Source organism: Desmonostoc muscorum LEGE 12446 (assembly GCF_015207005.2).
Classification (GTDB): Bacteria; Cyanobacteriota; Cyanobacteriia; order Cyanobacteriales; family Nostocaceae; genus Nostoc; species Nostoc muscorum.
This window is the reverse complement of the sequence record NZ_JADEXS020000001.1, coordinates 6,622,496-6,645,466: the sequence shown is the minus strand read 5'-3', so window position 1 is coordinate 6,645,466 and position 22,971 is coordinate 6,622,496. Positions and strand designations below refer to the sequence as shown.

Genomic DNA, 22,971 nt, shown 5'->3' with positions numbered 1-22,971 from the left:
ATGAATCCACCAACCATCTGTTTTAATGTTTTCAATCATTGCTCAAAGATAATTAACAATTACGAATTTTGCCTAGTGGTAGATACAGGCAAGGTCGGAGTATGGCTATTTTCTTTGATTAAACGACTATAAGTTCTTTGGGGAATAAAATGTAGTGGATTGTAACCCACAAAACGTAAAATCAGTACACAAGCCCAGGAATATCGACCATCGGTAATAGCTTCGATCACCTGCTCGAATTGTTCTGGAGTAATGGCTTTTTGAAAATTCTTTTGAGAAGAAGAAATTTGGTAGTTCATGGCTAACCCTGATGTAATACCATTTTGGATTTTAGACTTTCCTGCGGAACGCTACGCGTAGCTTGCTTCCCCGTAGGGATAGGGCTTCGCTCAGTCGAACGATTTTGGATTGAGAATTGCCTTCTGTATGTGGGTTTTATTAATCCATCTGTCCCAATCATTTGTCAAATTGGTATGACTTACCGAAGCAGTGCTGACCGATACTGATTACTCAAAAATTTGGTCTGGATCAAGTGAATTCAGCCGTCAAGAAAAATTTTTGGCTTTTGATTTAGATCCCGCAAGGTTGTCTTGGCTAAGTGAACTCGTTAAACCAAGAATGTGCCTGACTTCAACCCGCAGAGTTTTAAATCGGTCTTCAATTACTAACAAGAACTCTATGGTGTATTAGAGGCTATTTATAAAGTAAAAATAAAATTATTGTCGGGTGTGTTAGGCGCATATTTTGAGATTAATGATCGCCAGAAATATGAACTGCGCCTAAGGCATCATCTTGTATTGCGGTGCGTGATAGCAAAGCCGTAACGCACCCTACTTAAGATTTACTTTATAAATTGTCTCTTATGCCTGAATGAGAACATACACATATAGAATAATATGTCTTTGCAGCTACTTTAGCCAAATTGGCAGTTTTTTGAGAAAAAAGACTTGTATTACTGGATTAGACCTCTTGCAAAAGTCCCCTAACACCCCACCCCCAGCCCCTCCGCGCTCTTCGGGAGGGGAGACTTTGACGTAAGTCAAAGGCGGGGTGGGGTTCTTTTTTTTGATTTATGCAAGAAGTCTAATTATTGCGTAAGTCCTAATAAATTTGAGTCTCCCTTGAAAATTTCATACCACAGCTAGAAGCAACGATTTTCGCATTTATTTACACTCGAAGTAGGAATGTGCCTCACAGAACACTCGTCATTGAAAATTACAGTTGTTGAGGAGAAAAGAATGAGGTTCTGAATTAGTCAAATCTCTGGAATTTGTCATGCACGAATTATTTCAAGCTGTATTGAACAGTGATGAAAAAACCGTTCTACGTCAGTTGACAGATGTGTTGAATGCCTCAGGTAAGCGTTACTTCCTGAGGAATGAGATTTTGCAAAATTTTGCAGATTACTGTCAGCAGTCCCAAAAGCCGGCTTACTTTTATCACTCTTCTTCTATTGGGAAACTCATCCACTATACCCATGAAATAATTCTGGAGGAGGAGTATAGTTGGTTTGTTGTTCGACCCAGGATTGCTAGCCAGGAAGTTTGGCAATTGACAGCGGACTTTAGTAGCTTTGAGCCGATGACGCCCCAAGCGTTGCTAGATGTGAGCGATCGCTTGGTGAACCGCTACCAAGATCACATCCTGGAAATCGACCTCCATCCCTTTTACGAAGGTTCCCCCAGAATTGACGACCCCAGAAATATCGGTCAAGGTTTAGCTTTTCTCAACCGTTACCTGTCGAGTCAATTGTTGAGTGACCCCCAACACTGGCTAGAACTCTTGTATCTGGCTTTAAGCAAAATTGATCACGAAGGAATTAGGCTACTAATTGGCGATCGCATTACCTCAGGTATACAACTAGCCAAGCAAATTAAGCTAGCCCTCAAATTCCTGAGTCAGCAACCCCCTGAGGAACCATACGAAAAATTTCGCTCTCACCTCCAAGAACTCGGCTTTGAACCAGGTTGGGGTAACACTGCGGGGCGAGTCCGCGAAACTTTAGAACTTTTCGATCGCCTGATTTACTCTCCAGAACCAGGCATTTTAGAAACATTTGTCGCCCGTGTCCCCGCCATATTTCGCGTAGTTCTGATTTCCATACACGGCTGGGTAGGACAAGAAGATGTCTTGGGAAGAGATGAAACACTCGGTCAAGTTATTTATGTCCTCGAACAAGCCCGCAGTTTAGAAAACAAACTCCGTGAAGAAATCAAACTCGCTGGCCTCGATTTGTTGGGGATTAAACCCCATGTAATTATTCTCACTCGGCTAATTCCTAACTGTGAAGGCACATTTTGTAACTTGCGCTTGGAAAAAGTTGAAGATACTGAAAACGCTTGGATATTGCGGGTTCCTTTTGCGGAATTCAATCCAGAAGTTACCAACAATTGGATTTCTAAGTTTGAGATTTGGCCGTATTTAGAAACATTTGCTTTAGATGCTGAAAGAGAATTGTTAGAACAATTCAAAGGTAAACCTAATCTGATTATTGGGAACTACAGCGACGGTAATTTAGTGGCTTCTCTGTTATCCTATCGTCTAAAAGTTACCCAGTGTAATATTGCTCATTCCTTGGAAAAATCTAAGTATTTATTTAGTAATTTATATTGGCAAGACTTAGAAGACCAATACCACTTTTCGGCACAATTTACCGCCGATTTAATTAGTATGAATGCAGCTGACTTCATCATCACATCTTCTTATCAAGAGATTGTCGGCACACCCGACACCATAGGTCAGTATGAGTCATACAAGTGGTTTACTATGCCACAACTCTATCATGTGGTTGACGGGATTGATTTGTTTAGTCCTAAGTTCAACTTTGTACCGCCGGGAGTAAATGAAAATATCTTCTTCTCCTACAGCAAAAAATCAGACAGAGATGCTCAACTTTGTACACAACTCCACGAACTACTCTTTAGCAAAGAAGACCTCCAAATATTTGGTCACTTAGATAATCCTCACAAGCGACCAATCTTTGCCATTGCTACTTTCACCCCAATTAAAAATCTCACTGGTTTGGTTGAATGCTTCGGAAAAAGTCAGGCGTTGCAAGAACATTGCAACTTGATTCTCTTAACTAGTAAACTGCATCCACATGAAGCTACAAACCCAGAAGAAGCAGAAGAAATCCAAAAAATTCACGACATTATTAATCAATATCATCTGGACAGCAAGATTCGCTGGTTAGGGATGCGTCTTTCTAGCCGCGATCTTGGTGAAGCCTATCGAGTAATCGCAGATTCTCAGGGAATTTACGTCCAGTTTGCCCGCTTTGAATCCTTCGGGAGGTGTATTTTGGAAGCCATGATTTCTGGCTTACCAACTTTTGCAACTCAATTTGGCGGTTCTTTAGAAATTATTGAAAACCAAGAAGATGGATTTAATATTAATCCTACAGATTTAGAAGGAACAGCAAATAAAATTTTAGACTTCATTGAAAAATGTGATACTAAAGTTCAACACTGGGAGGAAGTTTCCGAATGGATGACTCAGCGAATTCATAATAGATACAATTGGCATTCACACACTAATCAATTATTACTCTTGGCGAAAATATTTAGCTTTTGGAACTTTGTTGTCCCAGAAAATAACGAAGCCAGAGATCGTTACATGCAAACCTTATTTCATCTTATTTATAAACCTAGAGTTGAAAAGATTTTAGAAAAACATATGGGTGGGTGAGGGAGTGGGGATGAGGGGGATGAGGGGGATGAGGGGGAGTTAGAACTTGAAGCATTAAGTTCAAAGACTCATTCATCCACCTCGGAACTGGATGAATCCACCTCAGAACTGGATGAATCCACCTTTAATACTCATTTATCTCCCTACCCCCTCATCTCCCTCATCTCCCTCATCTCCCTCATCTCCCTCATCTCCCCACTCCCCACTCCCTACTCCCCACTCCCCACCAACACATAATGGAAACAAAAGGTCATTCTCGCCACTTTATCTATACAGACTGGATATTAACCGAAACCCAGTTTGACCCTGACCAATTGCACTCCAAAGAAACTGTCTTTACAATCGGCAATGGATACCTGGGAACAAGGGGCAGTTTTGAAGAAGGTTATCCTCATGCATTGCCGGCTACTTTTATCCACGGTGTCTATGACGATGTGCCGGTGATGTACACGGAACTAGTTAATTGCCCTGACTGGTTACCTTTGGTAGTAATTGTAAATGGCGAACGCTTCCGTCTCGATCAAGGTGAGATATTGCATTATGAGCGAAAGCTTAATCTACATCAGGGACTTGTCAGCCGTTCTTTGCGTTGGCGTTCTCCCAGTGGGAAAACCATAGATATCTACTTTGAACGCTTTGTCAGTTTTGCAGATGAGCATGTGTTAGGGCAACGCTGTCAGCTAACACCGGTAGATTTCGATGGGTTAATTGAAGTTCAGGGAAGCATTAATGGCTATACAGAAAATCAAGGTTTTAATCACTGGGAAGGACTAGATCAAGGCAAGACTGACGAAGGTATTTGGTTGCAACGCCGCACCCGCAACTCCCAAATTGAACTGGGTATGGCAGCTAAAATCACAATATTCGGGGCGGAAGCATCTTTGCAAGTCAATACTGCACCTGGTTATCCCACCCTAAGCACCACCTTTCTGGTTAAAGCGCAACAGACTGTAACGGTGGAAAAACTCGTGACGGTTTTTACTTCGCGGGAGATTGAAACACCAGTTGTAGCAGCTCAAGAAAAACTCGCGGACTTGCCAGACTACGCAACACTACTAAAAGCCAGTGAACAGGCATGGGATGAGGTTTGGCAACAAAGCGATATCGCGATCGAGGGGGATATCACAGCGGCTTTTGCTGTTCGCTACAATCTGTTTCAGTTGCTGATTGCTAGCCCACGGCATGATGACAAAGTAAGCATTCCTGCTAAAACTCTTTCGGGGTTTGGCTATCGCGGTCATATTTTTTGGGATACAGAAATTTTTATGTTGCCCTTTTTTCTGTTTACCCAACCAGCGATCGCCCGTAATTTACTCGGTTACCGTTGGCACACCTTACCAGGAGCTAGACGCAAGGCGACTCATTACAGGTATAAAGGAGCAATGTTTTCTTGGGAAAGCGCTGTTACTGGAGATGAAGTAACACCACGTTGGTCACTTCCCACTGATTTTTATGGTGAAGACGTGCGAATTTGGTGCCGCGATCGCGAAATTCATATTAATGCAGATATCCCCTACGCTGTTTGGAACTACTGGCAAGCCACTAGGGATGATGAATGGATGCAAAAGTGCGGCGCAGAGATTATTTTGGATGCCGCCATCTTTTGGGGTAGCCGCGTGGAATTCAATTCTGAAAGCCAAAAGTATGAAATTCGGGGAGTGATTGGAACGGATGAATACCATGAACTCGTCCACAACAACGTCTTTACAAACCGCATGGTGCAATGGCATCTAGAAAAGGCGATCGCAGTTTATGATTGGTTGGCTCACAAATACCCAGAACGAGCCAGGGAATTAGAAGAAAAACTGCAACTGACTTCAGAACAGCAAAACCACTGGCAAGACATCATCGCCAAAATCTTGTTGTTTTACGACCCATCAACAGAACTAATCGAGCAGTTTGAAGGATTTTTTCAATTGGAAGATATTAACTTAGCAGATTATCAAGGGCGCGATCGCTCCATGCAAGCCATCTTGGGTATTGAGAAAACTAACAAATATCAAGTACTCAAACAGCCAGATGTCTTAATGCTGCTTTATTTAATGCGACAATCAGCAGATTTTCCCCACAGCGAAAAAGCATTGCAGACAAACTGGGATTACTACGCACCCCGCACTGATATTACCTATGGTTCGTCCCTCGGCCCCGCAGTTCACGCCATCTTAGCTTCAGATTTGAATATATCCACCGAAGCTTACAAACTATTTATCCAGGCCGCAATGGTAGATCTTGAAGATAACCGAGGAAACACCAGCGATGGAATTCATGGCGCCACCGCTGGCGGCGTTTGGCAAGCTGTAATTTTTGGCTTCGGTGGTATCCAGTTGAGCGAAAATCGTCTCGTAGCCAACCCCCATCTGCCTGCTAACTGGACACGCCTGAAGTTTAAATTGCACTGGCAGGGTTTATGGTACGACTTTGATTTGCATCAGGAAGTGGGGACTGGGGACTGGGGACTGGGGACTGGGGATAAGGAGACAAGGGGACAAGGAGACAAGGGGACAAGGGGAATAACCAATCCCCAATCCCCAATCCCCAATCCCCAATCCCCAATCCCCAATCTCCAATCCCCAATCCCCAATCCCCAATCCCCAATCCCCAATCCCCAATCCCCAATCCCCAATCCCCAATCCCCAATCCCCAATCCCCAATCCCCAATCCCCAATCCCCAATCCCCAATCCCCAACATCCAAGGAGTCATCTTCGATTTAGATGGTGTGCTGACAGATACAGCAGAACTTCATTATTTAGCTTGGCAGAAGCTAGCGGATGAAGAGGGTATACCGTTTAATCGCCAAGCTAATGAAGCGCTGCGGGGTGTATCCCGGCGTGCTTCGCTAATGCTGATTATTGGGGATAGACGGTATTCGGAAGCACAAATCGAGGAAATGATGGAGCGCAAGAACCGCTACTATGTGGAATTGCTAAAAAATATGACCTCTAAGGATTTGTTACCAGGAGCGATCGCACTTTTGGATGAACTGCGGCAAGCCGGGATTAAAATAGCTATTGGTTCAGCGAGTAAAAATGCCCACACAGTGATTGAGCGATTGGGTATTGGCAATAAAATAGATGCGATCGCTGACGGTTATAGTGTACAGCAACCCAAGCCAGCACCAGATTTGTTTTTGTATGCTGCTAAAGAGTTAGGAATCGAGCCAGCGCAATCTGTGGTTGTAGAAGATGCCGCAGCAGGCGTTGAGGCGGCTCTAGCTGCCGGGATGTGGGCGGTAGGTATTGGCCCAGTTGAACGAGTTGGAGCCGCTCATGTTGTTTTCCCCAGCCTCGCAGGGGTTAAATGGGCAGATATACGAAGTCAATTACAGAATTCCAAAGAATAGGGGCAGGGGCGAGCGAAAATGTAGGTGGTACATCGAAAAATTTTGAAATGCTTAACTCTAATTCCAACCCTACAAATTCATTGGGAAAGTCCTAATGCAAAGTCATCGCCACCTTGAAAATTAAACTCTGCCTGATAGGAGTATTCAATTTTCAGGGTATAGTCTGCACTATTAGAACTATTGGTTTCTATGACTATTTCCCTCAATACTTCTCCAGTAGATGTAGAGTTATGAGAACCAATGGGAAGTAGGTCACCAAAGGCTATTTCTGGAGATGGTTTAATCGTAACGCCTGGCGTTCCATCGGCTAAATTGGGAATGGGAGCTCCATCGGTTTTTAGCGATGCCGATACAACGGCTGTTAAATTTCTGAAGGTGACATTTGAGTAACAGTTAGACGCTACGATCGCAATAGTTTCTGACCCCTGCACCGCTAATGGCTGAGTATCGCTCCTTAACTCAAAACACGGTAGTGGCTGCTGGATCTCTAACTGAATCCCAACTGGACGGCTATTGCAAATTACTGTTTGAAGAACCTCTGTAAAGCCACCAATAGAATCGCGATCAGTAAAAGCTTGTCCGCCTGTTTCTTTAGCTAATCTGGCGTATTCTTGCTGCAAACTGTCTTTAAATTTGCTCTTGGTCGTGCCAAAATAAGTATGAACCTTCACTTCTGCCTGCTGAGCTTTGGCGATCGCTTTATTGGCAGCGATAATATCTTTCTCTTCGGTTCTATCTCCTCCAGCTTCGAGGGCTTCATCTCCCAAATAGAAAATTGATCGGGTTGCGCCCAGTCGCCAATCAAAATGAGTTGAGATATCTTCTACAGTTCGAGCGGCATCTTCTTGCGCCCCCGCATCAGGTAATTGTCCTCGCTTTCTGGCTCGGAGATCTCCCTTGGAAATTTGGCACTCTGTCAAAAGATAATCCCGTACTGTCCGATTAAAATTTGTCCCTTTCCAAGTACCTTCGATGCCAAGCCAAATCACTCTCAAATCGCAAGGACAACTAGAAGAGGCGGTAGTAATAGCGGCGGCAGCAGCATTACTAAGGTTCCAAGCTTCATCTTTCATCGAAGGGCTAGTATCGATGACAACTACTAAATCCACTGGATCTCTTGCTGTGGCGCTGTCGATTCTGCAAGGGCGCACTGTGGGAATGATTTGTTGTGTTTGACTCATATCTTTGATATACACTGTGATTATTTGATGTTGATTCCTGTTATTTTGGCACAGACCAAGAACGAATTTGGCTTCTGACTTTTCAACTTAATTAAACTCTCAAAATGTGACGGTGGAAAAAGCTCCAAATTGACTTCCTGAAGACTTCAACAAACTGGTTTTCTAGTAGAAGTTGGTAGTGGTGGAAGGACTAAGTGGAGCAGAGTAACATTTTTGGGTAATTTATCTTAAGTATTTTGACTGATTGACAAAAACTACTTTATTCTAACCTCTCATGAGCGGGGTAATTTTCTAGCTAGTTACACAGAAGTTACAGTTAGTAACTAATATTCATTAATTGTTTTAAATATTTTTATTATTTGCTTAAATGTCTTAACTGTCTTAACTGTCCACTTAACTGTCTTAACTGTCCACTTAGCTGTCTTAACTGTCCACTTAGCTGTCTTAACTGCTATTGCATTTTATTGAAAAAACTGAGATTATTTGTTTATTGAATAAAAATGCTTAATATTCTTATTGCTTGCGACGGCTATTGATTTTATTAATCCGAAACATCTAAAAAACTGGTTTACAGACTCTTGCTACTGTACTTCATTAACCTGGAATCCACTGTAACTATATTTAGCTAGTTTTATTCTCCAGGAGCAGAATTTACCTTCCTAAAACAAGCTAGGTCTTAATCAATAAAAACTGTTACGATCCGTCAAATCATAACAGTACCAAAGAGAGTAAATTCATCTAAATTTGGAAAATTTTTGAGTTATAAAGACTCTAGTTTCACATTATTTATATTGTTATAACCGAAATTATCAGGATTTTAAGGAGTTCTAATGGATAAAATTGTAAAAACAACTTACCCACTATCTTCTGGTCAAGAAGCTATGTGGTTTATCTACCAAATTGCTCCAGAGAGTGTTGCTTATAATATATTTATTACTGTAAAAATTAATTCTTATTTAAATATTGGTGCTGCCAATCGTGTATGGGAAAAAATTATTGGAAATCATCCTATTCTCCGAACCACATATACCCTTCAGGAAGGGAAACCCGTTCAGCAAGTTAATCAACAACAGCAATTTAATCTTGAGTTAATAGACGCCACCAATTGGAGTGAAGACCACTTAAGAGAGAAAATATTTTCTATAACAGACCGACCTTTTAACTTAGAAAAAGATTCAGTCTTGAGGGTTAATTTATTTACTCGTTCAGCACAAGAACACATTCTCTTGCTAACAATGCACCACATCGCAGGTGATATGTGGTCTTTTGATTTACTCGTGAGTGAATTTCAAGCTTTGTATGCTAATGAAATTGAACAAGTTAGTCAAGAGCAGACAGAAGCAGCAGCAGATTATTTGAGTGGCAATAAATCTTACCTAGAGTTTGTCCGCTGGCAGTCAGAAATGCTATCCAGTTCCAGGGGAGAAAAACTGTGGCAATACTGGCAACAACAATTAGCCGGCGAATTGCCAATTTTGAATTTGCTCGCAGACAAACCCCGCCCGACTGTACAGACTTATCAAGGAGCAGTACATATTTCAAAGCTGGATGAAGAGTTAATTCAAAAACTCAAGCATCTAGCTCTAGCTTCTGGAAGAAGCCTTTATCAGATTTTGTTAGCAGCATTTTACGTCCAACTTTCTCGCTACACTAATCAAACAGACATCCTCATAGGAAGCCCGATGAGAGGTCGGTGGGGTAGAGAGTTCAAAGAGATTGTCGGCTACTTCGTTAACCTAACCGTTTTACGAACTTCTGTACAGGAAAACGCTACATTCACGGAATTTCTCGCTCAAATTAGCAAGACAGTTAGAGAAGCCCAAAAACATCAAGATTACCCTTTTTCTCTGTTAGCAGAACAACTCCAGCCAGAACGAGATCCTAGTCGTTCTCCTTTATGTCAAGTTAGTTTCACTTGGCAAGCACACCGTTGGTACGAACCAACAGAAAATTCATTGCACAGTAAAGAGCAAGTACTTGAGATGGAGCCATACTTGCTCGGACATCAACGTGGTGCAGACTTTGATCTGAATTTAATGGTGATGGAAGCTCAGGGAGTGTTGCAACTCTGCTGGCAATACAATACTGACTTGTTTGAGGCGACTACAATCACGCGCATGGCAGGGCATTTTGTGACCTTGCTGGAAGGCATTGTAGCTAATCCTCAAGAGCAGATTTGGCAATTACCTCTGCTAACAGAAGTTGAGCAACAGCAGTTATTGGTTGAGTGGAATGATACAGGTGTAGATTTTCCCCAAGATAAATGTATTCATCAGTTATTTGAGGAGCAGGTTGAACGTACTCCCAATGCTGTAGCAGTGGTGTATGAAGATCAACATCTTACATACCAGCAGTTGAATTGTCGCGCTAACCAATTAGCCCATTACTTGCAATCTTTGGGTGTGGGTGAAAATGTGCTGGTGGGTTTGTGTGTAGAGCGTTCCTTAGAAATGGTGGTGGGACTATTGGGGATTCTCAAGGCGGGTGGGGCATACTTGCCACTTGACCCTGAGTATCCTGGTGAGCGCTTAAGCTTTATGCTCACAGACACTCACGTAAAAGTGCTGTTGACTCAAGAGAAATTAGTAGAATCTCTTCCTCAACATCAAGCCCGTGTTATTTGCTTAGACACCGGCTGGCACAGCATTGACCAAGCAAATCAAGATAATCTCAATAGCACAGCCAGTACACAAAACCTCTCTTATGTGATTTACACCTCCGGTTCTACAGGCACACCCAAGGGAGTCGCTGTCACTCATCAGGCCGTCAATCGACTGGTGTTAAACACCAACTATATACAGTTAACAACTGATGAATGCGTTGCTCAAGCCGCAAATATTGCTTTTGATGCAGCCACCTTTGAGATTTGGGGAGCATTGCTTTCCGGAGCCAAGCTAGTGATTATCACTAAATCAGTATTGCTGATCCCGGAAGAATTTGCTGTCAATATCCGCCACCATCAAATCAGTGTCTTATTTTTAACTACAGCTTTATTCAATCAGTTAGCCAGTGTTGTCCCAGAAGTATTTAGTTCTCTACGATATCTACTATTTGGTGGTGAAGCGGTTGATCCCAAATGGGTGCTTGAAGTACAAGATAAAGGCGCTCCTCAACACTTGCTCCATGTCTATGGACCAACAGAAAATACCACGTTTTCTTCTTGGTATTTGGTAGAGGACTTAGCAACGACAGCCACAACTATTCCCATTGGTCGAGCGATCGCCAATACGCAAATCTACATCCTTGACCAAAACTTACAGCCTGTACCAGTAAGTGTACCAGGAGAACTGTACCTTGGTGGAGCAGGATTAGCACAGGGCTACTTCAACCGCCCTGAATTGACAAAAGAGAAATTTATCCCCAACCCCTTTGACAAGTCAAAAGTCAAAGGTCAAAAGTCAAAATTATATAGAACCCATTTGACATCTTGTGAGGTTTTGAATTAAGGTACTCCTCAGCATCTAAAATCCAATACTAATGGCGTATTCCAGCAACCTCACTGATGCAGAATGGGAAATTTTTGAACCCTTATTGCAAGAGATATTACCGACTAAGAAGCAGACTCGACCGACCAACTGGCCAAAGCGAGATATCTTCAATGGAATTCTCTATCAACTAAAAAATGGATGCAATTGGCAAGACTTACCTAAAGACCTCCCCCCTTATTCCACTGTATATTGGCACTACAAACAGTGGCGAGCAGCCGGGGTATTTGAGGAACTGATGAGTGTCTTACATGGACAAGTGCGTGAACAGGTAAAAAAAAAACCGCACTGGACGACATTGATCATCATTGACTCCCAAGCAGTGAAAAATACCTGCAACGCCAGTGTGGAGTCGAAAGGTTTTTGCTTCTACAAAGCCACCAACGGTATTAAAAGGCATTTGGCTATTGACACCCTTGGGTTTCCCTTTTTTACGCTCTGTACTCGCGCCAATGTCTCGGATGATGCCGGATTAATTGAGATGTTTACTCTCAACATCGACTACTTCAAGTCAAAACCTATCGATATTCCCAAGATTACTATCCTGCTAGATCATGGGTATCACCCAGAATATTTGACTCAGGAGTTAGAGCGAATTTACCCAGAGATCATGACCAAAATTCAGTTTCAACTTTCTACGAAACCCTCAAAACAAGAGAAAGCGGCACAAGGAAAATCTGGATTTGTTCCGGCAATAGCTAGATGGGTGATCGAACGCTCCAATGCTTGGATGGAGCGCTGTAAAATTCTGGTTAAGAACTTTGAACGAACCCTGGTTAGTGCCACTGCCAAACTCAATATCTGCTTCATCAGGCTAATGATTAAGAGGCTTGCAGCACCTTCTTAGATGTCAAATGGGTTCTATAAGACGGGGGATTTGGCACGCTATTTACCAGATGGAAATATTGAATACTTAGGACGCATTGATAATCAAGTAAAAATACGTGGTTTCCGCATCGAGTTGAGCGAAATCGAAGCAGTCCTGAGCCAACATAGTGATGTGCAAGTATGTTGTGTCATTGTCCGGGAAGATACCCCTGGTGATAAACGTTTAGTCGCCTATGTGGTAGCGCATCAGAATTGTAAACTCACAATCAGCAAATTGCGGCAATTCATCAAAACAAAACTCCCAGATTACATGGTGCCAAATGCAATAGTTATCTTGGAATCGCTGCCGCTTACTCCTAACGGCAAAGTAGACCGCCGTGCCTTACCCACACCGGATTTACACAACGAACTACAAGATAAATTTGTTGCACCCCGTAACCCAATAGAAGAAATGCTGGCACTCCTTTGGGCACAAGTGCTGAGAGTAGAGCTTTTAGGCATTCATGACAACTTCTTTGAACTTGGCGGACACTCGCTACTAGCAACACAATTAGTTTCACGTATCCGCAACGTTTTCAAAGTAGAACTAGCATTACGTGAGTTGTTTGCAAGAGCGACAGTAGCCGAATTAGCACAATCAATTAGGCAGTTACAGCAACAGGACTTAGAACTCTCTGAACCACCTATCTTACCAAAGGTGAGGGATGCAGAATTACCACTGTCTTATGCTCAGCAGCGTCTATGGTTTTTAGATCAGTTAGAGCCAAACAGCGCCTTTTACAACATTCCTATGGCTTTGCGTCTAGTGGGAAATTTGAATCAACCAGCCCTAGAACAAAGCTTACAAGAGATTATTCATCGCCACGAAGCCTTACGCACCAACTTTATTACAGTTGATGGCAAACCTTCTCAAATTATTCAAACACAAACGAATTGGACAGTAACAGTAGTTGACTTAAAATATTTATCCACAACCGAGCAAGAAATTAATAGCCAGCAATTAGAGCGACAACAAGCTATTCAGCCTTTTGACCTGGCAAAGGGAGCATTAATCAGGGCGACATTACTAGTGCTATCGGAGACAGAACACATATTGCTGGTGTGTATGCATCATGTTGTCAGTGATGGCTGGTCAATGGGTGTGTTTGTCCAAGAACTAGCAGCGCTGTATGATGCTTATGCTCAAGGTCAGCCGTCTCTACGAGACGCTACGCGAACACCTTTAGCACCACTGCCGATTCAGTATGCAGATTTTGCTATCTGGCAAAGAGAGTGGTTGCAAGGATATGTACTACAAAACCAACTAACTTACTGGCAAAAACAACTGGCAAACGCACCAGCTCTATTGTCGCTGCCCACAGATCGACCCAGACCTGCTGTGCAGACTTTTGCTGGTGCATATCAAAAGTTTGCACTCTCTGTTGAACTCACTGGTAGGTTGATACAACTGAGCCAGCAACAAGGAGTTACCTTGTTCATGACACTGTTAGCAGCGTTTGATACCTTACTTTACCGTTACACAGGTGTGGCAGACATTTTGGTGGGTTCGCCAATTGCTAACCGTAATCGTAGTGAAATAGAAGGGTTAATTGGCTTTTTTGTCAATACTTTAGTTATGCGTACTGACTTGGCAGGTAATCCCAGCTTTAATGAATTACTGACTCGCGTTCGAGAAATGGCAATGGATGCCTACGCTCATCAAGATTTGCCATTTGAAATGCTAGTTGAAGCATTGCAGCCAGAACGGGATCTTAGCCATACACCGCTATTCCAGGTGATGTTTACACTTCAGAATGCGCCCATATCGACCGTGGAGTTAAATCAGTTAAGTGTCAGTTCAACGTTGATAGAAGGTACAACTGCCAAATTTGATCTTACCTTACTAATGGAGAACACTGCTGATGGACTGGTGGGTGTATGGGAGTATAGCACTGACTTGTTTGATGGCAGCACAATTGAGCGTATGAGTGGGCATTTTGTGACATTGCTTGAAAGTATTGTTGCTAACCCAGAACAGCAAATCTCACAATTGCCCCTGCTGACACAAATTGAGCAGCAGCAGTTATTGGTTGAGTGGAACAATACTCAAGCTGATTATCCTCAAGATTTGTGCATCCATCAGTTGTTTGAGGAGCAAGCAGCGCGTACACCGGATGCTGTAGCTGTGGTTTATGAAAACCAACAATTGACTTACCAGCAGTTGAATAGTCGCGCAAATGAGTTAGGACATTACTTGCAGTCTTTGGGAGTCGGAGCAGATGTGCTGGTGGGTATTTGTGTGGAGCGATCGCTGTTGATGGTAGTAGGGTTACTTGGCATCCTCAAGGCAGGCGGAGCTTATGTACCACTTGATCCAGATTATCCACAAGATCGCTTAAGCTTCATGCTCGAAGATGCTCAATTGAGAGTGCTGCTGACACAACAGCAACTCAAACAAAAGTTGCCTCAGCATCAAGGACAGGTTGTATGTTTAGATACTGACTGGGAGCTGATTTCTCAATCCAGTCAGGATAATCCAATTACTACAGTGCAAGATAGTAACTTGGCTTATGTGATTTACACATCCGGTTCCACTGGCAAGCCCAAAGGAGCAATGAACACCCACTTGGGGATTTGCAATCGCCTGCTGTGGATGCAACAAGCTTATCAATTAACAGCACTAGATTGTATTTTACAGAAAACTCCTTTTAGCTTCGACGTTTCAGTTTGGGAGTTTTTGTGGCCATTAATCACTGGAGCGCGTTTAGTTGTGGCTAAACCAGGTGGACATCAAGATAGTGCTTACTTGGTCAACCTGATTTTAGAGCAGCAGGTGACAATAGTGCATTTTGTTCCTTCTATGCTCCAGGTTTTCTTAGAAGAACCAAGTCTGGAAAATTGCCGTAGCTTGAAACGAGTTATTTGTAGTGGTGAAGCTTTGCCTGTAGAACTTCAGGAGCGCTTTTTTGCTCGGTTAGACTGCGAATTGCACAATCTTTATGGACCAACAGAAGCGGCAATTGATGTCACCTACTGGCAATGCTTTCCGGATGCCAATTTTAGGACAGTACCAATTGGGCAGCCTATAGCCAACACACAAATCTACATTTTAGACGAGCATCTGCAACCAGTTCCTGTAGGTGTAGCCGGAGAATTGCATATTGGTGGTGCAGGATTAGCAAGAGGCTACCTTAACCGTCCAGAGTTGACAAAAGAAAAATTCATTTCCAACCCGTTTGACAATTCAAAATTATATAAAACTGGGGATTTGGCGCGTTATTTACCTGATGGCACAATTGAATACATCGGACGCATCGACAACCAAGTAAAAATCCGTGGTTTCCGCATCGAATTGGGAGAAATTGAGGCATTACTCAACCAACATGACGATGTGCAGGCATCTGTAGTCACCGTCCGCGAAGATACCCCAGGTGATAAACGCTTAGTTGCCTACGTCGTGCCGCATCAGCATACACCCACAACTAATGAACTGCGGCAATTCCTGAAAGCAAAGCTACCAGACTACATGGTGCCAAGTGCTTTTGTGATGTTGGAGTCAATGCCACTCACTTCCAACGGCAAAGTTGACCGTCGCGCTTTACCCGCACCGGATTTATACAGTGAACGCACAGAAAAATATGTAGCCCCGCGTACTCCGATTGAAGAAATACTGGCACAAATTTGGGCGCAAGTGCTGCAACTGCCACAGCTAGGCATACACGATAACTTCTTTGAACTTGGGGGACACTCACTATTAGCAACACAATTGGTTTCACGCATCCGCAACATTTTCAAAGTGGAACTACCATTGCGAGAGTTGTTTGCAAGAGCCACACTAGCTGAATTAGCACAAGAAATTGAACAATTACAGCAACAAAATTTAGAACTGTCTGCACCGCCTATTTTACCAAGGACAGAGAATGCAGAATTAGCGCTGTCTTATGCTCAACAGCGTCTCTGGTTTTTAGACCAATTCGAGCCAAACAGTCCCTTCTATAACATGTCCATAGCTTTGCGTTTAGCAGGAACTGTGCAAGTTGCCGCATTAGACCAAAGCTTCCAAGAAATTATTTATCGCCACGAAGCGTTACGGACTAATTTCATTACGGTTGATGGACAACCAACACAAATCATTCAAACAGAAACGAATTGGACAGTATCAGTTGTTGATTTGAAGCATTTATCTACAACCGAACAAGAAATAGCTTCACAGCAATTAGTACAACAACAAGCTATTCAACCCTTTGAGTTGGCAACACAAGCATTAGTGAGAGCGACATTAGTAGTGCTATCTGAGACAGAACACATACTATTAATGTGTATACACCACATAGTCTCTGATGGCTGGTCAATCGGCCTGTTTGTTCAGGAGTTAGCAGCACTTTACAATGCTTATTCTCAAGGTAAAAACTCACCATTAGCAGCACTGCCGATTCAATATGCAGATTTTGCACTGTGGCAAAGACAGTGGTTGCAAGGAGAAGTACTACAAAGGCAATTGAGTTATTGGCAACAAAAATTGGCTTCGGCACCAGCCTTATTGTCGCTACCTACAGACCGACCCAGACCGGCTGTGCAAACTTACCAAGGGACACATCAAGAGTTTGCACTGTCTGAGGAACTAACTGCTAAGTTAAGAAAACTGAGCCAGGAACAAGGGGTGACTTTGTTCATGACGCTGTTGGCAGCTTATGATACGCTGCTTTACCGCTACACGGGTACAGAAGACATTTTGGTGGGTTCGCCAATTGCTAACCGCGATCGCAGCGAAATAGAAGGGTTAATTGGCTTTTTTGTCAATACTTTAGTCATGCGTACTGACTTGGCAGGCAACCCCACTTTTAGCGAATTACTGACTCGTGTCCGTGAAATGGCAATGGAGGCGTACTCGCATCAGCATTTGCCTTTTGAAATGCTGGTAGAAGCATTGCAGCCAGAACGGGATCTTAGCCATTCACCACTGTTCCAAGTAATGTTTGTCCTCCAGAATGCGCCCACATCTGGATTAGAACTGACTGGGTTAACTATCAGTTCATTGCCAATAAAAGGTACAACTTCAAGGTTTGATTTAACCTTAATAATGCAGAACACTGCTACTGGTCTGGTAGGGGTGTGGGAGTACAACACTGATTTGTTTGATGCTAGTACCATTGAGCGAATGACTGGTCATTTTGTGACATTGCTTGAAGGTATTATTGCTAACCCGGAGGAGCGAATTTCCCAATTACCACTGCTGACACAACCGGAACAACAAAAGTTACTTGTCGAGTGGAACGATACAGGTGTGGATTATCCACAAGATTTGTGCATCCATCAGTTGTTTGAGTCGCAGGTGGATAGTACACCCGATGCGATCGCAGTTGTATATGAAAATCAACAACTGACTTACTATGAATTAAACTACCGCGCTAACCAGTTGGCACACTACTTGCGGTCTTTGGGTGTAGGATCTGATGCTCTGGTTGGTTTATGTGTAGAGCGTTCTTTAGAGATGGTCATAGGATTACTGGGGATTCTCAAAGCGGGTGCTGCTTATGTGCCACTTGACCCAGAGTATCCGACTGAGCGCTTGAGCTTTATTTTAGAAGATGCTCAAGTTTCAGTATTGCTAACCCAGCAGTCAATTCTTGACAGATTGCCCCAGCATCAAGCACAGCTTGTTTGTTTGGATACTGACGCTCAGCTGATTTCCCAGTGCAATCAGGACAATCTCATCTCCGACGTACAAGCAAATAACTTAGCTTATATAATCTATACCTCTGGTTCTACAGGTCAACCTAAGGGTATAGCGATGAATCAGCTTGCCCTTGGCAATCTGATCTTGTGGCATCGGGAAAATCTCAAAATTCCTCGTGGAGCAAAAACCCTACAATTTGCTTCGATTAGCTTTGATGTCTCCTTCCAAGAAATCTTCACTACCTGGTGTTCTGGAGGCACATTGTTCTTAATTACGGAGGAATTACGCCGAGATACCTCAGCTTTGTTAAGTTTTCTCCAACAAAAAGCTGTTGAGAGACTGTTTGTTCCCTTTGTTGCCTTACAACAACTAGCTGAAGTCGCTGTTGGCAGTGAATTAGTTAATAGTCATTTGCGAGAAATCGTTACTGCTGGGGAACAGTTGCAGATTACTCCCGCGATTTCTCAATGGTTAAGCAAACTAACTGATTGTACTTTGCACAATCACTATGGGCCATCAGAAAGCCATTTAGCTACCAGTTTTACTCTGACTAATTCAGTAGAGACTTTGCCGCTACTTCCTCCCATTGGTCGTCCCATTGCCAACACGCAAATTTATATCCTGGATAAATATTTACAGCCTGTACCCGTTGGCGTACCAGGAGAATTGTACATTGCTGGTGTTCTTTTATCGCAAGGCTACTTCAATCGACCAGAGTTAACACAAGAGAAATTTATCCCTAATCCCTTTAAAAGAAGCAGAGGAGCAGGGGAGCAGGGGAGCAGAGGGGAAACCTTTAATTCCGATCGCCTTTATAAAACTGGGGATTTAGCACGCTATTTAAGTGATGGCAATATTGAATACTTGGGACGGATTGACAATCAGGTAAAAATACGTGGTTTCCGCATCGAATTGGGCGAAATTGAAGCAGTACTGAGCCAACTTGATGTACAGGCATCTTGTGCAATCGCCCGCGAAGATATTCCTGGGAACAAACGCTTAGTGGCTTACATTGTGCCTCAAAAAGAGCAGACGCTCACAGTAAGCGTTGTGCGTAGCTTCCTGAAGTCAAAATTACCAGAATATATGGTGCCAAGTGCGATCGTTATCTTAGAAGCTTTACCGCTTACCCCCAACGGTAAACTAGACCGTCGCGCTTTACCCGCACCTGATTTACACAGCCAATTATTGGACAAATATGTTGCCCCACGTAACCCAATTGAAGAAATCCTGTCACTAATTTGGGCGCAAGTTCTGAAAGTAGAGCAAGTGGGTATATATGATAACTTCTTTGAGCTTGGAGGCCACTCGTTACTAGCAACGCAACTCATTTCCCGCGTGCGTACTACCTTGAAAGTAGAATTACCATTGCGTAGCTTATTTGCTGCACCAACAGTTGCTGAATTATCCCAAAACATTCAGCGATCGCAGCAACAGGATTTAGAACTAACAGCATCACCCATCTTACCAAGGGCAAAAGATGCAGAATTACCACTGTCTTATGCCCAAACACGGCTATGGTTTTTAGACAAGTTAAACCCCAACAGCGCCTTCTACAACTTCCCCATAGCTTTGCGTTTAGTCGGAACTCTCAATCGAGCTGCCTTAGAACAAAGTTTACAAGAAATTATTCATCGCCACGAAGCGTTACGCACCAACTTTGTCATCGTTGATGGAAAACCTTCTCAAATCATTCAAACACAAATAAATTGCATACTCTCAGTTATTGACTTAAAGCATTTATCTACAACCGAGCAAGAAACAGCTTCACAGCAATTAGCGCAACAACCCTTTGACCTAGCAACTGAAGCATTAGTTAGAGCAACATTAGTAGTGCTGTCCGAGACAGAACACGCCTTATTAGTGTGTATGCATCACATAGTCAGCGATGGCTGGTCAATGGGTGTGTTTGTTCAAGAGCTAGCAGCGTTGTACAATGCTTATTCTCAAGGTGAGCCGTCACCTTTAACACCACTGCCGATACAGTACGCAGATTTCGCAATTTGGCAGCGAAACTGGTTGCAAGGAGATGTCTTAGAAAGTCAATTGAGTTACTGGCAACAACAACTGGCAAACGCACCAGCTTTGTTGTCACTACCCACTGACCGACCTAGACCATCTATGCAGACTTTCGCAGGAGCATATCAACAGTTTGCGCTCTCTAAGGAACTAACTGATAAACTCACGCAACTAAGCCAGCAACAAGGAGTTACTTTGTTCATGACGCTGTTAGCAGCGTTTGACACCTTACTTTACCGCTACACAGGTACAGAAGACATTTTAGTGGGTTCGCCAATTGCTAACCGCGATCGCACTGAGATAGAAGGGTTAATTGGCTTTTTTCTCAACACTTTAGTCATGCGTACCAATTTGGCAGGCAATCCTAGCTTTAGCGAATTACTCGGTCGTGTTCGTGAAATGGCGATGGATGCATACTCTCATCAGAATTTGCCTTTTGAAATGCTAGTGGAAGCATTGCAGCCAGAACGGGATCTCAGTCATACACCACTGTTCCAAGTAATGTTTGTCCTCCAAAATGCTCCCATATCTCAACAATTGGAGTTGACTGGGTTAACTGTCAGTCCACTGGTGGTAAAAAGTACAACTACCAAGTTTGATCTGACTTTAGGAATGGAGAACACTGCCAATGGACTGGTTGGGGTGTGGGAATACAACACTGATTTGTTTGATGCCTCCACCATTGAGCGAATGACGGGTCATTTTCTGACATTACTTGAAGGTATTATTGCTAACCCAGAGGAGCGAATTTCTCAACTGCCACTACTGACAGAAGTTGAGCAACATCAACTTTTAATAGAGTGGAATAATACTCAGGTGGATTATCCACAAGATTTGTGTATCCATCAGTTGTTTGAGGAGCAGGTTGGGCGTACACCTGATGCTGTGGCAGTTGTGTTTGAAGATCAACAACTCACTTACCACGAGTTGAATAGTCGTGCTAACCAGTTAGCCCACTACCTCAAGTCTTTGGGAGTGTCCGCAGATATGCTGGTGGGTATTTGTGTGGAACGCTCAATAGAAATGGTGGTGGGACTATTAGGTATTCTTAAGGCGGGTGGGGCATACTTGCCACTTGACCCGGAGTATCCGACTGAGCGCTTGCACTTTATGCTAAAAGATGCTCAAGTTTCAGTGTTGCTGACTCAGCAGAAACTCATTGACAGACTAGCCCAACATCAAGCAAAGCTGGTTTGTTTAGATACGGACTGGCAGCTTATTTCTCAGTTAAATCAGGATAATCTGATCACAGATGTACAAGCAACTAATTTGGCTTATGTGATTTATACCTCCGGTTCTACGGGTCAACCCAAGGGAGTGCTGATTGCCCATCAAGGATTATTAAATTTGGTATTCTGGCATCAACGTACTTTTAAAATCACGACCTTAGATAAAGCCACTCAGCTAGCAGGAACAGCATTTGACGCTGCGGTATGGGAATTATGGCCTTACCTAACGGCAGGAGCAAGTATCTACTTAGTCAAATCTGAGTTCCTTAGCTCATTAGTGAAGCTACGAGATTGGTTGATTTCCAAGAAGATTACTATCAGTTTTCTGCCAACACCATTAGCACAGGAATTATTGTCTTTGGAATGGCCAACTGAAAATTTGGCTTTGCGTTCCATACTGACTGGAGGAGATCAGCTTCATCAGTATCCATCAGATTTAATCCCCTTCCAACTAGTGAATAATTATGGCCCAACTGAGAATACTGTTGTTACAACTTCTGGCCTGGTAGTTGCCAAGGAGCAAGAACAGATATCACCAAGTATCGGGAGAGCGATCGCCAACACTCAAATTTACATTCTAGATCGCAATCTACAACCAGTTCCCATTGGTATCCCAGGAGAGTTACATATTGCTGGTGTTGGGTTAGCAAAAGGCTACCTTAACCGCCCCGAACTGACAATCGAGAAATTTATCGCCAATCCGTTTAAAAGAAGCAGGGGAGCAGGGGAGCAGGGGAGCAGAGGAGCAGAAATTCTTCCTAATTCCCAGTCCCTAGTCCCCAGTCCTCGGCTTTATAAAACAGGGGATTTAGCCCGCTATTTACCGGATGGCAACATTGAATACCTGGGACGCATTGATAATCAAGTAAAAATTCGGGGCTTCCGCATTGAGTTGGCAGAAATCGAAGCATTGCTGAACCAACATGACGATGTACAGACATGTTGTGTTATTGCTCGTGAAGAAACTTCAGGTAATAAGCGTTTAGTCGCCTACGTAGTGCCGCATTTACAGATGACACCTACAACGGACGAACTGCGTCAGTTTCTTGACGATAAACTCCCTGGGTATATGGTGCCAACTGCTTTTGTGATGCTGGAGTCTTTACCCCTAACACCCAACGGTAAAGTAGACCGTCGCGCCTTGCCTGCTCCAGATTTACAACAGGAACTATCAAATTATGTAATGCCAAATACTGAAGTAGAAAGAATCATTGCTGGCATTTGGCAAAAAGCTTTAGCAGTAGAAAAGGTAGGAATTTACAATAATTTCTTCGAGCTAGGAGGTCATTCGTTACTTTTAGTACGAATTAATCAGCAACTGCAAGAAGAAATTGGTTTAGAAGTGTCAATAGTTGATATGTTTAATTACCCAACTATCCATAGCTTAAGCCAATATTTAAGTACTAAACTTAATAAAGAAGATACAATCAGGCAAAATAATTATCGTCATCAATCTCATAGTGAAATTAAATCTTTAAGGAATCAACAATTGGAATCTAGACAACAATATCGCTCTCAGAGAAAAAGGTAAAAATGATAATAAAT

Annotated in this window: 6 protein-coding genes and 1 pseudogene; 5 read left to right on the top strand and 2 right to left on the bottom strand. The window is 43.0% G+C overall.

What is annotated here, in order from left to right; genetic code table 11:
* Positions 1 to 59: 59 nt before the first annotated feature.
* On the bottom strand, positions 60 to 299 hold the full coding sequence (locus tag IQ276_RS27600) for a HetP family heterocyst commitment protein (protein WP_193919263.1): 240 nt from the start codon (positions 297 to 299) through the stop codon (positions 60 to 62).
* Between the two features lie 976 nt (positions 300 to 1,275).
* Here IQ276_RS27600 and IQ276_RS27595 point away from each other — a divergent pair.
* On the top strand, positions 1,276 to 3,687 hold the full coding sequence (locus tag IQ276_RS27595) for a sucrose synthase (RefSeq protein WP_193925041.1): 2,412 nt from the start codon (positions 1,276 to 1,278) through the stop codon (positions 3,685 to 3,687).
* A 236-nt stretch (positions 3,688 to 3,923) separates the two neighbouring features.
* Positions 3,924 to 7,028 (top strand): beta-phosphoglucomutase, encoded by a 3,105-nt coding sequence (gene pgmB, locus IQ276_RS27590; RefSeq protein WP_235116028.1) that lies wholly within the window; start codon positions 3,924 to 3,926, stop codon positions 7,026 to 7,028.
* 77 nt (positions 7,029 to 7,105) lie between these two features.
* Here the strand turns inward: pgmB and IQ276_RS27585 are convergent, their stop codons facing one another.
* The gene (locus tag IQ276_RS27585; protein WP_193922184.1) at positions 7,106 to 8,209 is read right to left on the bottom strand and encodes a hypothetical protein; all 1,104 of its coding nucleotides are present in this window, start codon (positions 8,207 to 8,209) and stop codon (positions 7,106 to 7,108) included.
* Positions 8,210 to 9,039: 830 nt separating this feature from the next.
* On the opposite strand from IQ276_RS27585, the gene IQ276_RS27580 reads away from it, so the two are divergent.
* The 3 genes and pseudogenes from IQ276_RS27580 to IQ276_RS27570 all read left to right on the top strand — a co-directional run.
* Positions 9,040 to 11,655, top strand: coding sequence for a non-ribosomal peptide synthetase (locus IQ276_RS27580; protein WP_228043427.1), 2,616 nt, complete (start codon positions 9,040 to 9,042; stop codon positions 11,653 to 11,655).
* 31 nt (positions 11,656 to 11,686) lie between these two features.
* Positions 11,687 to 12,541: an IS5 family transposase gene (locus IQ276_RS27575; protein WP_235115308.1), complete on the top strand. Its 855-nt coding sequence runs from the start codon at positions 11,687 to 11,689 to the stop codon at positions 12,539 to 12,541.
* 15 nt (positions 12,542 to 12,556) lie between these two features.
* A pseudogene (locus IQ276_RS27570) lies at positions 12,557 to 22,957 on the top strand (non-ribosomal peptide synthetase); the annotation flags it as partial.
* Between the last annotated feature and the right edge of the window lie 14 nt (positions 22,958 to 22,971).